The sequence below is a fragment of the Flavimarina sp. Hel_I_48 genome (genome assembly GCF_000733945.1).
Classification (GTDB): domain Bacteria; phylum Bacteroidota; class Bacteroidia; order Flavobacteriales; family Flavobacteriaceae; genus Leeuwenhoekiella.
The window spans coordinates 3,340,017-3,357,035 of record NZ_JPOL01000002.1; the positions used below are offsets into that span (position 1 = coordinate 3,340,017).

8 protein-coding genes are annotated in these 17,019 nt (G+C 39.1%); 5 read left to right on the forward strand and 3 right to left on the reverse strand.

Annotated features, from left to right (window positions below):
- The first annotated feature begins 58 nt into the window (after nt 1-58).
- Complete coding sequence (locus tag P162_RS14465; RefSeq protein ID WP_031428375.1) at nt 59-2,431, forward strand: TonB-dependent receptor; 2,373 nt, start codon at nt 59-61, stop codon at nt 2,429-2,431.
- A 691-nt stretch (nt 2,432-3,122) separates the two neighbouring features.
- Here P162_RS14465 and P162_RS14470 read toward each other — a convergent pair.
- Nucleotides 3,123-4,262 (reverse strand): TlpA disulfide reductase family protein, encoded by a 1,140-nt coding sequence (locus P162_RS14470; RefSeq protein ID WP_031428376.1) that lies wholly within the window; start codon nt 4,260-4,262, stop codon nt 3,123-3,125.
- A 153-nt stretch (nt 4,263-4,415) separates the two neighbouring features.
- Between P162_RS14470 and P162_RS14475 the strand changes: the two genes are divergently transcribed.
- Complete coding sequence (locus P162_RS14475; protein ID WP_031428378.1) at nt 4,416-6,791, forward strand: GAF domain-containing protein; 2,376 nt, start codon at nt 4,416-4,418, stop codon at nt 6,789-6,791.
- On the opposite strand, the gene P162_RS14480 is transcribed toward P162_RS14475, so the two are convergent.
- Nucleotides 6,783-8,021 (reverse strand): Pycsar system effector family protein, encoded by a 1,239-nt coding sequence (locus P162_RS14480; protein WP_035917089.1) that lies wholly within the window; start codon nt 8,019-8,021, stop codon nt 6,783-6,785. The genes P162_RS14475 and P162_RS14480 overlap by 9 nt on opposite strands.
- A gap of 53 nt (nt 8,022-8,074) precedes the next feature.
- On the opposite strand from P162_RS14480, the gene P162_RS14485 reads away from it, so the two are divergent.
- The 3 genes from P162_RS14485 (at nt 8,075) to P162_RS14495 (ending at nt 14,443) form a co-directional block, all read left to right on the forward strand.
- Nucleotides 8,075-11,773: a metallophosphoesterase gene (locus P162_RS14485; protein WP_031428381.1), complete on the forward strand. Its 3,699-nt coding sequence runs from the start codon at nt 8,075-8,077 to the stop codon at nt 11,771-11,773.
- A gap of 20 nt (nt 11,774-11,793) precedes the next feature.
- Nucleotides 11,794-13,350 carry a bifunctional GNAT family N-acetyltransferase/carbon-nitrogen hydrolase family protein gene (locus P162_RS14490; RefSeq protein WP_031428382.1) on the forward strand — a complete coding sequence of 519 codons (1,557 nt, stop codon included), beginning with the start codon at nt 11,794-11,796 and terminating at the stop codon, nt 13,348-13,350.
- A 232-nt stretch (nt 13,351-13,582) separates the two neighbouring features.
- The gene (locus P162_RS14495; protein ID WP_031428383.1) at nt 13,583-14,443 is read left to right on the forward strand and encodes an SdiA-regulated domain-containing protein; all 861 of its coding nucleotides are present in this window, start codon (nt 13,583-13,585) and stop codon (nt 14,441-14,443) included.
- A gap of 162 nt (nt 14,444-14,605) precedes the next feature.
- Here P162_RS14495 and P162_RS14500 read toward each other — a convergent pair whose 3' ends face one another.
- Nucleotides 14,606-16,741: a T9SS type A sorting domain-containing protein gene (locus P162_RS14500; protein WP_081868438.1), complete on the reverse strand. Its 2,136-nt coding sequence runs from the start codon at nt 16,739-16,741 to the stop codon at nt 14,606-14,608.
- Nucleotides 16,742-17,019: the final 278 nt, after the last annotated feature.

The window sequence follows — 17,019 nt, forward strand, 5'->3', positions numbered from 1 at the left end:
TAGGCGACATTATCAATGTTAGCCATGCCTATATTTTATCAAATCACAACTTTTAATTATGTACAGAAATTTATATATGTTTGGGCTATTTTTTACAATGGCCTTCACCCTTATTGCGCAAAATCAGCAAATCAAGGGCAGGATTACAGACGCCCTTACCAATGCACCTCTGGCCGGCGCAAAAATTTATGTTAACAATACAACTACCACAACCAGTGACGATGGAGGGATTTTCTACCTGCCGTGTGAAGGAGAAACAGACCTTAGCATTAGTTATGTAGGTTATAGTACGTATACCACCACGGTTACCTCGTGCAGCGTTTTTCTCAATATTTCACTCAATACCACGGCAGACAATCTGGATGAGGTACGCCTTTCTGCTTTTGGCAATGACGAGGGAGAATTACTGCGCAAACCTGTAGCGGTGGTGGAGCTTGACACTAAAGAACTGAAGCGAGGCACCGGTCTGTATCTGGATGACGCTATAAATGCCAATGTCCCGGGGGTGACCATGCAACGCCGTGCAGTATCTTCTGGTCAGCAGTTCAACATACGAGGCTATGGCAACGGTGTTGGCTTCCGCGGAGCGTCAAATAATTTTGATGGGCAGGGGTATAAAGTCTACCTGAACAATATTCCCATTACAGATGCTGAAGGCATTACCCAACTTGATGATATTGATTTTAGTTCCATCGGGGAAATAGAAGTAGTCAAGGGACCGGCGGGGAGTACGTACGGACTTGCCATTGCCGGTGCTGTCAATTTACAGACCACAATGCCCAGTCCTGGAAAAGTATCCCTAGGGCAATCTGTAATCGCTGGTCGCTACGGACTCTTACGCCTTACTTCCCAATTGCAAGTGGGAGGGGAGCGCGCTTCCCTATTGCTCAATTATGGGCATCAGGTTTCCGATGGTTATATGTCACATACAGATTCCCAAAAGGATTTTGTAAATGCCATGGTTCAGTTTAAACCGAGTGCGCGACAGTATATCAGCACTTATTTTGGCTACAGTAACAGCTACGATGAGCGTGGTGGTGAGCTGAGTGTAGAGCAGTATGAAGCTAAAGATTATACCGGTAATGGCCGGTATATTAAAAATAATGCACACTCAGAAGTAGTGAGCTTCCGTGCTGGTTTAAGCCACAGCTATGTTTTTAATAACTGGTTGAGTAATACGAGTACGATTTTCGGTTCCGGGGCGAATACTAATTCCAGTTCTGCCGGGGGATGGACGGATAAAGATCCACTCAATTACGGACTTCGTACCAGCTTTGACTTTAACTTTAATCTGGGTAGCAACCTGCGGCTCACAGGTCTTGCCGGTGCAGAACTACAAGAACAACGTGCTGCGGTAATGGGGTTTGGTATGGTGGAAAATCCAGTAGATCCTCAAGGTTACAACATCATAGGCAATGCCCGTAGCAACCAGTTTGCACGCTCTGCTACGTCTACCTTTTTTACCGAATGGCAGCTGCACCTGCCCGCAGATTTTACGGTCACCGCTGGTTTGGGTTTGAGTACAATGACCATAGACCTGGAAGATCGTCTTTATAACCCCGAAAGCGAGCGTACGCGTAAAGTTTCAGCAGATTATAAAGATTTGTACTCTCCACGCATCGCGATTAATAAGATTTTCAATGATAATATTTCGGTCTATGCTTCGTATAGTAAAGCCTATAATGCACCGGTGAGCGGTAATATTGTTATAGCTACTACCGGGGATTTAAATACCGGCCTGGTACCCGAAGTGGGCAATCAATTTGAAATAGGCTCTAAAGGAAATTTTTTCGGTAATAAGCTAAACTATCAGTTCGCCATTTTTAATGCCATTTTTAAGGATAAATTCACCTCGGTTGCAGTTCCGTTAGATCAAAATACGACTGCCTATACCTATATCGCCAACGGCGGAAAACAGGATCATAGAGGAGTTGAATTACTTGCAAAATACACTGCGTATGAGTCGGCTGCAGGTTTTTTTAGTACGGTAAGTCCATTTGCAAATGCTTCCTATTCTCATTTTAGATATGAAGATTATCAATATGAATCTCTGGATAGTGAAGGGAATTCCGTTACCGTAGATTACAGCGGCAATGCAGTTGCAGGTGTATCACCCTGGGTGGTCAATGCGGGTATTGATTTTACCACAAATCCCGGTCTTTACGGAAATGTAAATTATTCCTTCAGGGATGCGATGCCCTTTACTTCAGACGGGGTCAACCGTACAGATACTTATCAATTGCTTAATGCAAAGCTGGGTTACCGAACACGTTTTAACCAGTTTGACCTTGATATTTTTGCGGGAGCAGATAACCTTACGGGCACACAATATTATTATATGGTGTTTTTGAACCAATTACCAGATGCCTATCTGCCAGCTCCTTATGAAGTTCAATATTATGCTGGCGCGAGTCTGAAGTATAATTTTTGAGATGATAAGGTGATTTCTTGACCCAAGTAAAAAATCAAGATTATTAATTAACCTCCATATTTAAAATATATGGAGGTTTTTACTTTAATTAAAAAAAAGTTCTAGAATTAAGAAATTCACCCTTAAGATGAAAAAGATAAAACAAAGCGATTAAGTGATTTAAAGTGAAGCATTTAAAATATGAATTAGTAATTATGGAAAATAAACTTCGGGTTTGACTATGGAAAAAGTTATTCTTTCAGCAATTGATAAGAACGGCTATAATTAATGCATGAATTAAAATTACTGAATTTCCGATAATGCAATAGAACTCGCTTTTACTTTTGTTCTTTTTTCAATTATAAAGACAAAATTTATCAAAGCAATTTATTGAAAAGTGAAGTTGGGATTGATTGAAAAATAAACTTTTGGCTATAGAATCAGTAAATTTCCTGGAGAAAAAGAAATAGGCTTCAGTTGAAAATCGGTTTTGGAAACCTTGAAATGAGAAGTTCTTTGAAGTTTGTTGATCGTTCAGAAAACCGGGAATAAAATACTAAAATGTTTCTGTGTATTGGTTTAAAAAAAACAATACTATTTTTTTGTGCGGAGAGAAGTTGTAAAGACCTTAAGAAATAGCACTGTAAAGGTGGTGAAGACGCATTGTTCCTAAAAACATTAAGAACTTAGAAGGGTATGTGATTGAGACTTTTTAACTCTGACCTAAAAGGCTTGCTATTTTAACTTCCAGATCTTCTCCACGTAGGTTTTTATCAATAATTTTACCTTCTGCATCAAGTAAAAAAGTAGCGGGAATGGCAGAAACTCCATATTTCTTTGCGACCGGTTCATTCCAGAACATAAGATTGGAAACGTGGTGCCAGTCCATTTTGTCTTTAGCAATAGCGTTTGTCCATGCTTGCTTGTTATCAGGTTTATCAAGTGAGACACTGATGATATTAAGTCCCAGATCATGGTATTTATTGTAGATGTTGACCACATTTGGGTTTTCTAAACGGCAGGGTTTGCACCAGCTCGCCCAGAAATCTACGATGGTATATTTTCCCATGGCATCGCTAAGAGCAAGCTCCCCCCCATCTGGGGTAGGAGCGCTGAATTTAGGAGCCATATTACCAATTTCTGGCAACGTAGCGGCAATTTCGCTTGCTTTTGCCTTGGCGATCATTTCGCCTAGCTTTTTACCTTTTTCTGAATTTCTTACTTTTTCGCTAAGCGAGTTGAATTTTTCTTCTGCTTTAGTGGCGTCAATTAAACGCGAACCCAGAAGATCAGAAAGAATAAGTACAGAAATGTTGGATTCGGTATGATTGTCAATCATTTTCATACGTTTTGTGACCGAATTCTCATTGATGTCCTGCATTTCAGAACGAATGGCATCAACCCTTGAGGTATCGCCCTCGCGCATGGCAGCCATTCCTTCTTGCTGAATGCGCTGGCGCTCTTTATTAGAACCCATTACCTCATCAAAGTAGGTTTTGAAAAAATTGTTCTCTTCGCCACCTTTTACGTTAGAAGCAACAATACTGTCCTTGTCTGCTTTGATTTTAAGGGTTTCATTTTCAGAAACAAAAATAATGTTGCCATTGATTCCCTCAACGGTGATTAAGTTGAGGTCGGGATTTTCAACCTCTGCGGGGTCAAAAGAGAATTTGCCACTCTTTACGATAGAAGTATCTATATTTACAAGCTGATTCTGGTTACTTATCTCTTGTAAAAATACTTTAGTACCATCTTTGATACCTTCGGCAGAGCCGTCAATCTTGTAATTGGTTTCTTGAGCGCACGATGTAAGAATCAGTGTGGCCGCAATTGCTTTAATAATATTCGTCATTGCTAGTGTTTTAGTTGCGCGAATATACGGGTTTTACGAAATCTTTATAACTTTAGGAAAGACCATTTCCTCTTAAAACAGATGTTAAAGCAACTGCCCTCGCGAGAACTCGCGTAATTTTTAATTAGTTTTAATAGTACTAAAATTCTTTATATGGTAAAAAGCACAGACCTCCCGGTAGATATACGTTTTAGCATTGCCCCTGTACTCAAGAAACTCAACAAGAAAATGGAGGGTAGTACCAGTGATATATCCAAGAACTATTTAAAAAGCATTTTAGACTATGCCAATGGCTTCCCAAAATTGGTTGAAGGCCTATCAAAACTTGAGGATTTAGAAAAGTATGAAAATGAAATACATACCATACTGGAAAACATTTTTCCGGAAGTGCTCACGAAAAATGAAATAAAAGCTGTTTCGGTACCCTTTGGCAGCACTATATTCAATCCCACTGCGCGCTTTAAGAAATTATTGAATGATGCGGGTCCTGACTATTCTTTACAGATACGCGAAATGGATAATCAGAACAAATATATATTCATATGTATTATTATTCTCAACGAATATTATAACTACACCTATGATTCTTCAAAGCCCCTATTTGCAGATATACCTGACAGTGATGGGATGATGCGTCATTACCGTATGGCTATCAATGCAGACTTTATTACCATAGAACCAAAGGAAAATGCTGTTGAAATAACGCCAGACATTGCCGAAAAACTTGTGCAAAATGTTGATGATATAGACCTATGGAAAACCTATTTCCCCAAGAATAGCTGGACCTTAAGTGGAATGGTAATTCTTAACCTTACCGATGTTACCATTGAAGATGCGATATCTGATCTCAAGACCACATTGCTTTTTAATAAAGATCTTGAAACAGGAGAATCACATTTAAAATTTGAAGAAATCTTTAAGTCCCTTTTTAATAACAAAGATTTGAAAATTGGTTTTGCAGAATTTGACGCGCAGAATAAGGATCTGTACCAGATGGACAATGATTTTGCACATAGTTTTATACTTGATACTAAAAATTCAAAAGATTGCGTCGCTGCGCTTTGTCAGGAGGCTTATGGGACTTTAGTAAAGGATAACAAATACTTTGTAATAACAGATATAGAACAATACGCAAAGGATTCAAATTACAATAAGCTTGCTGAAAATTTGCTGAATCAAGGCGTTAACAGTTGTATTCTCGTCCCACTTTCAAAAGGAAATAAATTACTAGCTGTGCTTGAAGTTGTTTCACCGCATGCCAATGACCTCAATAGCATCAATGCTATGAAACTAGATGCTATTGTTCCTTATATAGTGGCAACGATAGAACGCAAACGCTTTGAGAAAGAGAATCGTATCAAGGCAGTAATACAGTCAGAATGTACCAGCATTCATCCTAGTGTTCTATGGCTCTTCGAAAAGGAAGCTACTCAATATATTACAAATCAGGAAGCAGGGAAATTTCATTCTTTTAGGGATATCGCCCTGAAGGATATTTATCCATTGTACGGGCAGATTGACATTGTAGGATCTTCTCAGGCGCGTAATAATGCTATACAAAAAGATATTACCGTACAGTTGAAGATGGTAGATAGTATACTCGCAAAAGCGCTTGAGCATAAACCTATGCTTATCTATGAACAGATTAAATTCAGAATTGAGGAATTTAGTTCAGAAATAGAAAATGGTTTGAATGCCAGTAGTGAATCTGAAATATTTGATCTTCTTAAAAATGAGATCAACCCTTTACTTGCGCATATTGACACAAAGCTACCTACCCTAAAAAATGCAATTGCGAACTATGATTCGGCAATTAATAGCGAGACGGGCATTGTTTACGACCATCGTAAAAACTATGATGATACAGTGCATCAGTTAAATCAGAAATTAGCCGCTTTTTTAGACTTAAAACAGCAAGAAGCACAGCAGATATATCCCCATTATTTTGAACGCTATAAGACAGATGGTGTTGACCATAATATCTACATAGGCGCTTCTATAGCTAATGAGCAAAGCTTTAATATGGTCTATCTCTACAATCTAAGGTTGTGGCAATTAAGGACTATGTGTGAGATGGAAAACCACTTCTATCACGAGCAGTCCAACAGTAATTTACAACTGGATGCCGCTTCAATGATTTTGGTGTTCAGTAATACGCTTTCCATCAAATATAGAATGGATGAGAAAAAATTTGATGTGGATGGGACCTACAATGCCCGTTACGAAGTGGTCAAGAAACGCATTGACAAAGCACTTGTAAAAGGAAGTGACGAGCGTATCACCCAAAAGGGGAAAATAGCGATCATTTATTCGCAAGACAAAGACGCCCAGGAATATAAACGGTACATAAAGTACCTCCAAGAGAAAAACTATTTGGGCAATGACGTTGAGTATCTAGAACTTGAAGACGTACAGGGGGTCATAGGCCTCAAAGCTATACGTGTAAACGTACTTTATTCGCAAAATTTGAATAAAAAAAACACTTCAAATTCTATCACATACGATGATTTAATGGAAGTTTTAGATTAGCCAGAACGCCACAATAAATGCTACTACAGAGATGATAATACCGGTCATAAAGACAGTATAGGTTTTTCTTAGTAGCATGTATTTTTTGTTTAATACTACGCCGAGTAGCCATAAATCTTTAGTTAGGGCTTCATAAATATAATCCTTATCGTAAATAATTTCGTTCATCGCCCATAAATATTGATCGTAGGGCATTTTATGAAAATTCCCGAAGAATAATATATTTACCTGTTTTTTCTTTACTTGTTCCCTGGTAAATTCACCACTGGTGACATTGGGACGCGTTGAAAGTATAGATAGAATAATAGATGCCACACTAAAAAGCACCAATATCAACGTAGGGATCATTAAATGTCGATTAGTAGGTGCGTCAAGTTTCGGGATTACATTAGAAAGCGCGAGCGATATGATAATAGCATTGACCGAAAGCAAAATGTTTGCCTTGGTATCTGCAATATCGCTCAACTTGATGTGGTTCCTTAAGGTAGTCCTGTAAAGTGTCTGTACACCACGGTCTGGGCTAAGATCTTTATACTTGGTTTTAAGTTTAGCCTTAACTTCCTCTTTCTTGTATTTTCTTTTCTTCTTTTTCTTCTTTTTGAGGATATCAATAAGGTTGCTGTCCTTTTGTAATTTCCAGTGTTGGGCTGCGTAATCCGTATAGAAATGATGTTTTTCGGTAAACATTTCTACATTTTTGTCCCTCCATTCTGATGGAGTATAATTAGCAACATCTGTTAATTTCAATTCTTGTCTGAGAAATTCGCTGGTTTCACTAAAATAGTCTTTGGCAAAATGGGAAGAATCGGCGTCTTTGATTATTTGTTCCAATTCATTATTAGGTGTTCTATCCATTTTTGTGGCGAGAATTAATTCTTCCACGAGTTCAATGGTTTCCTCATCTACATTTTTTTCGGTAAGGTATTCCCGGGCGATTTTTTTACTGATATCTTCATGACCTTCCCGCTGCTGCGTATAACCCGTATCGTGCAGCCATGCCGCGAGTATGAGCGCTTCTTCCTGTTTAACAATTAATTGAGAATTGTCAGCTATTTCTTTAGTACTTTTAACCACCCTTACGGTATGATTAAAGTTATGGTATAGATACGTGTTCGGTAAATTCTCTTTAAATAGCCTTAGAACGAATTTCTGGGTATCTTGTTCTAATTCTGAAGAAAAGGGTGTATTTTCCTCTTTTTCATCGGGTTTCTTTTCAACAACTTCAGCCATGTTACATTTTATTACAACCGAAAAGTACAAAAAAAATCCTCAATTGATTTTAGATGCTAAAAAATAATATACTTCTAACAGTATTTCTTGCGCTTTTATTTAATTCCTGTGCCACCTTTGAACCTCAATACAAAGCTGGTGAAATTCAAAAGTACTTCCCTTCCGAAAAAAAAATAGACAAGACATTTTACTTAGTTGGCGACGCCGGTCTGTCCAATGCCGGGGAGAGCACGATCGCGTTACGTACATTTAGTAATTATCTTAAAAAAAACGGGGCAAAAGGTGATTATACCATTTTTTTGGGTGATAATATTTATCCTGAGGGAATGCCTAAAAAAGGGGAGGAGTACCGTGAAATATCAGAGCACCGGCTTGATGTACAATATGAATCTACGGCAGGCTTTGAAGGCGAAACGTTTATAATACCCGGTAATCACGATTGGTATAATCAAGGTCTTTTGGGATTGATACGTCAGCAGGATTATTTGAATAATAAATTTAACGATGATGAGGTTTTTCAGCCGCGCAATGGTTGTCCACTGGTTGCGTATGATGTTAATGATAATGTGCATCTTATTATAATTGATACCCAATGGTATCTTGAAGACTGGAACCAGAACCCCACGATCAATCAGGAATGTAGCATAAAGGACCGCGAGCGCTTTTTTATGGAGATTGCTGATGAAATCAAGCATAATCAGCAAAAAACGATCGTTTTTGCAATGCACCATCCTATGTATACAAATGGTGTGCACGGTGGTAAATTTGCATTTTCAAAGCATCTTTATCCTTCAAAAAGCCGCTTTCCATTACCTGGTTTGGCTTCTTTAGTGACAGAAATTCGTACACAGGGCGGTGTGTCCAAACAAGACCGGTTTAATGAAAAGTATAATGAACTTATGCGTCGGCTCAAGGAAATTGCAGGTGACAAGCGTATCATTTTTGCTTCTGGTCATGAACATACCCTGCAATACATAGAGCATGACGACGTACACCAGATCGTTTCTGGGGCGGGCTCTAAAGAAAGTTATTCCTCATTGGGTTATGATGGTCTTTTTAGTTATGGTGGTCAGGGTTTTGCAGTGCTAGACGTTTTTAAAGATGGCTCATCGTATGTGCGGTATTATGGTTCTCAGGGCAATGACGAACCTAATTTGTTGTACGAAAAAGAGATCTTTGGACCGAAGCTAAACACAGATTCTGTGGCGATATCAAAGTCCTTTCCTAAAACCGTTGAGGCAGCGGTCTACGATATTGGTAATAAAAAGTCCACCCCATTGTTTGAGTCGGTCTGGGGCAAGCAATATCGCGAAGTTTATGGTAAAGAAATCAGTGCGCCGGTTGCCCTGCTTGATACCCTTTATGGAGGCCTGGAAGTTGTGCGCCCGGCAGGGGGAAGGCAGACTTTTGCCTTACGATTGAGGGATAAGGAAGGAAGGGATTACAATATGCGTGCCCTGCGTAAGAATGCTGTAGAATTTTTGCAGACGGTGGCCTTAAATGAAAATGAATCTGCACGTAAGGAATTGACCGAATCGCTTCCCCAGGATCTTATGGAGGATTTTTATGCTTCATCTCACCCTTACGGTGCCTTTGCAATACCTAAAATGAGCGAGGCCATTGGCGTTCTGCATACTTTGCCAAAATTGTTTTATGTTCCAAAACAACCTGCTTTAAAGGAATATAGTGAGAAGTATGGCGATCAGTTATATATGATTGTAGAGCGACCTGCAAAAGAGTTTGATGGCGAACTCTTTAATTATCCGGATGATATAGAAAGCACAGATGATCTCCTTGAAAAACTTAGGGATGATGAGGAAAATGTAGTTGATGAAGAATCCTATATACGTGCACGCATGTTTGATATGCTCATTGGCGATTGGGATAGGGACAATGACCAGTGGCGATGGGCTGAATATAAAAATAAAGAAGGTAAAGACATATTTGTTCCCATACCCCGGGACCGCGATCAGGTATTTACAAATTTTGACGGTACCGTTCTGGGGATCGTTCGTACGTTATTTGGCGCAGCTAAACGTTTTCAGCTGTATGGCGAGAACCTGGATGACATCAAATGGTTTAGTAACGCCGGGATAAAGCTGGATCGCGCTGTTGTGCGCAATGCTACGCGGGAGGAATGGATCAAGCAGGCTGCGTATATCAAAGAAAATCTTTCTGATGCTATTATTGATGAAGCTTTTAATGATTTGCCTATTGAGGTGCGCAGTGGGCCTTCAATAGAAGAAATCAAAAGGAAATTGAAGGGAAGAAAAGAGAACCTGATAACTATAGCAAATCAGTTTTATGACTATTTTTCAAATCAACAAACCATTACGGGAACCGATAAGGACGATTTCTTTGAAATAACCCGTTCTGATAATGCCACCCGGGTAAAAGTATGGAGAATTAAAAAAGGCAAAAAAGCAGATTTAATGATAGATAGGATCTTCAAATCTGATGAGACCAGAGAACTATGGATCTACGGCCTTGATGATACCGATACGTTTGTGGTTACGGGGAATGGGAAAAATCCTATTTTTACACGGATTATCGGGGGTCATGATAATGACACTTACGATATTAGAAATGGGGATAAGATAAAGGTATATGATCATAAAAGTCTTCCCAATACCGTAGCCGAAAAGGGTGTGGCCAATTTTAGATTCCTGGATTTGTATGAGTACAATACCTATGATTATAGAAAGCAGATTTTACGTGTAAACAGTTTGACCCCTTCCCTGGGATATAATCCAGATGAGGGACTAACTTTAGGTGCTAGTGACATTTATACCGTAAATGGTTTTCAACGTAACCCTTTTAGTCAGCAACACCGTTTTGGCGCAGAATTTTCTTTTGCCACCGGTGGCCTGGATTTTAATTACAAAGGAGAATTTGCCAGCGTTTATAAAACATGGAACCTGCTGGCTACGGCACGCTATACCACGGCAGATTACACGCAGAATTTCTTTGGTTATGGCAACGAGACGCTTGATGATAAAGACGTTTTGGGAATGGATTACAATCGCGCCCGTATGAGCAGGATAGAAGCTTCTGTAAGTTTGGTAAAAAATTCTGACTATGGTAGCACTTTCAAAGGTACGTTACGGTTTCAGGGTATAGATGTAGATAATAATAGTGGGCGGTTTATAGAAACTATAGGTACTATAAAACAGGGAAAGTTAATGACATTTGCGAGTGCCGAAGCAACATATGAATATCATAGCGCCGATAACATACTAGTTCCCACAAGGGGCATGGATTTTGAAATAAATACAGGAGTTACAAATGGTCTGGATGATACAGGTAAGCGCTTTGCGTTTCTTGATCCCAGCATAGGTTTTTACAACTCGTTGAGTGAAAATCGAAAACTGGTACTAAAATCAGTTTTTAGATCGCAATTTCGCTTTGGTGACGGGTATGAGTTTTATCAGTCGGCACAGCTGGGACAGCAGTCTGGTCTAAGGGGATTCCGTTTTGACCGTTTTAGTGGTAAGAAAGCCCTAGCAGGTTCAGCAGACCTTCGTTATGCCTTTGATTCCTTCAGAACCCGTTTGTTTCCATTACAGATCGGGGTATTTGGCGGCTACGACCTGGGTCGGGTTTGGGTACCCGGGGATAGTTCAGAAAAATGGCATGACTCGTATGGGCTCGGTTTTTGGGTGAATAGTAGGGAAGCCTTAAGTGGAACGGTAAACTTTTTTCACGCTGATGAGGGCTTGCGCGTTTCCCTTGGATTTGGTTTTAATTTTTAGAGTATAATTTAACAGAAGACATGATAGAAGAAACAGTAGATAAAGAGAAGGTAGAAAAAATAGATAAAATTGAAATTGAATACCTTAAAGTTAAGGACTTTGAGTCATTAAAAGCGATAATGATCGCCGTTTATCCTTCCATTCCAGATCCCTACTGGAAAAAAGCTGACCTACAGAAGTTGGTACGTATATTTCCAGAAGGGCAGGTAGTTGTTAAGGTGAATGGGGAGATTGCCGGTTGTGCGCTGTCCATTATTGTAGATTATGACAAATTTTCAGACCATCATACCTATCTTCAGATTACGGGCAATGAAAGTTTTAGTACGCATACCCCAAAAGGGAATGTACTCTATGGGATAGATATCTTTATCGCCCACGAATTCCGTGGTATGCGCATAGGCCGCAGGCTTTACGATTATCGTAAAGAGTTGTGTGAAAACATGAATCTGGAGCGTATTATTTTTGGTGGCAGGTTGCCCAATTACCACAAGTACGCAGATAAAATGACGCCCAAGGAATACATTGAAAATGTGCGAACCCGGGAAATTAACGATCCCGTGCTCGATTTTCAGCTAAACAATGATTTTCACGTCAAGAGGGTAATTACAAATTACCTGGAAGGTGACAAAGCATCAAAAGAATATGCAGCGCTATTAGAATGGGATAATATCTATTATCAAAAGCCGCAGAAGAAACCTATTGCTACCAAGACAGTAGTACGTCTGGGACTGGTGCAATGGCAAATGCGTACATATAAGAACTTTGACGAACTCATAGAGCAGGCAGAATATTTTATTGACACCATATCAGGCTATCGATCAGATTTTGCCCTTTTTCCGGAGTTTTTTAACGCTCCGCTTATGGCCGCCTACAATCACCTTTCCGAAGCTGACGCCATACGGGAACTCGCTAAATATACAGAGCAGATCAGGGATAAATTTTCAGAACTTTCAATTTCCTATAATATCAATATTATTACCGGGAGCATGCCCTATCTTGAAAATGGAAGTCTTTATAATGTAGGATTTCTATGTAAACGGGACGGTTCTGTAGAGAAATTTTATAAACTGCACGTGACTCCAGACGAAGCGAAAGTATGGGGTATGAACGGGGGAGACGTGCTAAAGACTTTTAATACAGATTGTGGTAAAATAGGAATATTGATCTGCTATGATGTAGAATTTCCAGAACTAAGCCGTCTTCTTGCAGATCAGGGCATGGATATTCTTTTTGTGCCTTTCCTTACCGATACTCAAAATGGTTATAGCCGTGTACGGCACTGTGCCCAGGCGCGTGCAGTAGAAAATGAGTGTTATGTGGCTATTGCCGGAAGCGTGGGCAATATTCCAAAAGTACATAATATGGATATGCAGTTTGCCCAGAGTATGGTGCTTACGCCCTGCGATTTTCAATTCCCCACAAACGGAGTGAAAGCAGAAGCAACACCTAATGCAGAAATGATCCTTGTGGCAGATGTTGATGTAGATCTCCTAAAAGAACTCAATCAATTTGGAAGTGTACACAACCTCAATGACCGTAGAAAAGATCTTTTTTCATTGAAATTAAAGAAGAAATAAATCTCTTTTAGAGCTTTGAATTAAGGTTTTTAATATTTAAAAAAGCTGCCTAAAGAGCGTATTTTCCGCTTTTTAAGGCAGTTTTTTAGCTTAAAACCCCATTTGTGAGTGCATTTTGATCAATTAAACAGGAATTGTAGTATTTCTAAATGTCCAGATTAACCAGAAAATTGCAACTTAATTCACCCTTTTTAGTGGAAAAATGGAAGTATTACTTTTTAAAACAACAACAATGAAACGATTGGAATTATGGATTATAGGTGCGGTGCTATTGCTTTCGGCAGGTTTGATTTTTGCATTTAGCAGTCGTTTTACCGCTTATGAGCCACCTGAAGATATTACCTACTCCATAGAAAATATGTGGACCCTGCCAGATATCTTAGAAGAAGTGTCTGGGATCAGCTGGATAGGAAATGACGAGATAGCAGCCATTCAGGACGAGGATGGTATTGTTTTTATTTATAATCTTAAAGCAGATACGATTACACAACAAATTAAATTTTCAGGTAGTGGTGACTACGAGGATATAACCGTAAACGGAACTACGGCCTATGTTATACGTAGCGACGGTAAATTGTATGAAATTCGTAATTATAGGGACAAAAAGCCAGAGGTTAATAGTTACGATCTTGACTTTTTAAAGAAAAGTAATGTAGAGGCCATGACGGTAGATGTGGCAAATAACAGGCTTTTAATCGTACCAAAAGATCGCGATCCCAATGATGACAAGTATAAGGGGGTTTATACCTTTTCACTCGATACTAAGAAAGCAAAAGAGATTCCATTGTTGAAAATTGATATGAAGCTAAAAGCTTTTAAAGATTTTGAACAAAAGAAAAAGTATAAAACGGTTCGTCCTTCTGCCATTGCCATTCATCCTTTCACAAAAGATTATTACGTTCTTGAAGGCGTGAATCCTAAATTATTGATTTTTGATGCCAAGGGCAAACTCAAGAATATTCATCTCTTTGATAAAAGAAAGTTTTTACAGCCAGAGGGAATCACCTTTAGCCCAGAAGGAACGCTTTACATTTCAAATGAAGCCAATGGAGAACAACCTACAATTCTTGAGGTCAAGCTGAATGTGAATTAAAAACCATAAATGGAATCCATAAAAATGAAAAAGCCAGTTACCATTGTAGAAAACTGGCTTTTTGGACTCAAAAATAGACCTGGGAAAGGTAAAATATTTATTAAAATGGAATAAATGGAGCTGAAATAGTCGGTTTTTTGACTATAAATACCAGTTTATCACTTAATTACTTTTACTGAATTTTGCCTGAACTGTTGAACCATTGATTCCTTTAAGGCGTAAAATATAAATGCCGTTTGCAAGATTTCCCGTGACAACTTTAAAGCCGGAAGAAGTTCTAACCGAAAGCGCATCATACGTGTTCACCAGTCTTCCCTGCATATCATAAATGGATATTGTTTTAATGGGATCATCATGTTTTGCACTTATGCGGATGTTCAAGTTATCCTTAACTGGATTAGGGTAAACCTGGAATTCCGTAAATGATTTTTTCGGTTGCTGGGTACTCAGCATTTCCGAAGCATCCTCACTTTTAAAATAATCAAAAGTAGTATTGAAGCTAGTTGATGCTTTATTATAAGATGCAAAAATACTGGCAAGGTTGGCGCCGGCAAGTTCATTAGGACTCGTGCGGCCTGCCATAAGTGCATCTGGTACATCAAGTGTGGTATTGCCTAAAAAGTTAAGTAGCATGAACTCATTACCATTGAGGGAATAATATGCCGAAACCGTTTTATTTTGGATGTCAAAAACAAGCTGCAGCGCTACATCTTTATTTAAAAGATCTAGATTTTCAACCGTAATATTATCGGCATTGTTAAATCCACTGGCAGATTGACTATCAATTTCTTTTTTCAACTGAATAGTATTTCCATTGAGAACTATAAGTTTAACAAAGAAATTTTCGTTGAAGCCAAAATTCAATCCCGCCTGGACATCACCAGTTGCTGGCATATTTAGATTGAGAATACGGGTCTCAATTAAAAAAGGTTTATCCAGATTCTGCAATGCCACACCAAGTGTATTCACCTGTCTATTTTCCCCCAGTGCCGCAAGGCCTTTTGTTGCGGTCAATGTGAGATTTTCATTGTTGACCACAATTTTTGAAGGCTCATAGCCATTAACGGAAGGATAGGAGGCAGATTGATCTTCACTGAGTCGGGAAGCACTATGCGGTGCCGCGGTTGTGAGACCGGTAAGGACGCCATTTGCATCTTTCAAACCGTTCTGGCTGCCATCAAAGGTGATATTAAAAGGTACAGTTGTCACCAGTTCATTACAAGGTAAAAGACTCAAAGGGGAACAACCTGCAACGATGGCCAGAGAGGCATTAAACGTAGTTGGTTTAAAACCGGCAGCTGTAGCAATAATGCTACTGCTACGGGTATCTCCAGTCATCATTCCGGTAGCATCCACCGCAAAATCAAGTTTACCAATAGTAGGATTAGGAGGCAAAGAAATCCAGTCATTGGCGTTGAGAAGTTCACCTCCTTCCACAATCATGTCATCTTGAATTATTAGACCAACGGAGGTTGCTCCTTCACCTGTCAGTACTGTGGAAATCGTACCTTGATCTACACCAGTAATCAGACTTAGATTTTTAGTTTGTGGGACGAAACCGAGCATTGCATTTGCAGCATTATCATCGTGCACAATTTCTTCTACTTTGATAAAATTCAATTTACTGTTGTAGGCCCCGGTACTTTCCACTGTAAGCGCTCCATCTTTTACTTCTACGAGCATTGTTACCGTTCGCGTTTCTTGTGGGTTTGGCTCAAAAGCGGCTATGATGCTATATCCTTCTACCGTAGCAGTGTGCCGGCTGTCTGTATAAATGCCTTTTTCACCAAAACTCATTGTAACTTCTAAATAACCGTTAGGAACTTCAAGTTCCCAATATACTTCCTGCCCGCGTGGTTGATCTTTCCATGCAGCAATATGATTACCTTGAAAATGAATGAAAGTACCTTCAAGTTGTTCTGCTGGACTAGCTGTAGTATAATCGTTGCCCAGTCGATTTCTTCCTACCCCATTTCCATTGTTGGGATCGTCTTCAGAAATATCTAACGGAGCTTGCGTTTTTACACTTTTCCATCCGTAATTAAAAGTTTTTCCTATGGCAGATATTGATGAAGTACCAAAGGCTTTACCATAATCTTTTACGTAACCGCTAGGTTGCGTGACATCCCGATTTTGGAAATTTATAGATGTATAATACAACTCAAAGGTTGACACCTTGTTTTTTATCGGACTTTTTTCAACGGGTATAGTGTTAAAACTTAAAAATAAGAGAAGACCGGCACAGGAAATCATGCGAAATGAACGCGCACTATTCCATTTAACTATTTTGGTTCGCATTAAATTGGGGATTTATAGATTAAGTGTGCAATATATAGGTTTAAATACATCATTGCAATACATTTTGAGTAATTGTCCTATAAATCGAAATATTTATCTTACAAATCGGAGTTGGAAGAGATTAAATACGGTCACTACAATTGAATAACGGGATTTTGATAATTCTTAAAAAAGTTTATTATCCTTTTCCTTTTTTATTCTCTCCTTTATAAGATGGTGTACTTCAGAATACTGAGAATAGCAAAAAAAAAGATCCCCAGCTGGGGATCTTTTTTGAA

Coding starts and splice junctions, on each gene's coding strand:
- P162_RS14465 (WP_031428375.1), top strand. CDS start 59: ATGTACAGAAATTTATATATGTTTGGGCTATTTTTTACAATGGCCTTC.
- P162_RS14480 (WP_035917089.1), bottom strand. CDS start 8,021: ATGGCTGAAGTTGTTGAAAAGAAACCCGATGAAAAAGAGGAAAATACA.
- P162_RS14495 (WP_031428383.1), top strand. CDS start 13,583: ATGAAACGATTGGAATTATGGATTATAGGTGCGGTGCTATTGCTTTCG.
- P162_RS14490 (WP_031428382.1), top strand. CDS start 11,794: ATGATAGAAGAAACAGTAGATAAAGAGAAGGTAGAAAAAATAGATAAA.
- P162_RS14475 (WP_031428378.1), top strand. CDS start 4,416: ATGGTAAAAAGCACAGACCTCCCGGTAGATATACGTTTTAGCATTGCC.
- P162_RS14485 (WP_031428381.1), top strand. CDS start 8,075: ATGCTAAAAAATAATATACTTCTAACAGTATTTCTTGCGCTTTTATTT.
- P162_RS14500 (WP_081868438.1), bottom strand. CDS start 16,741: ATGCGAACCAAAATAGTTAAATGGAATAGTGCGCGTTCATTTCGCATG.
- P162_RS14470 (WP_031428376.1), bottom strand. CDS start 4,262: ATGACGAATATTATTAAAGCAATTGCGGCCACACTGATTCTTACATCG.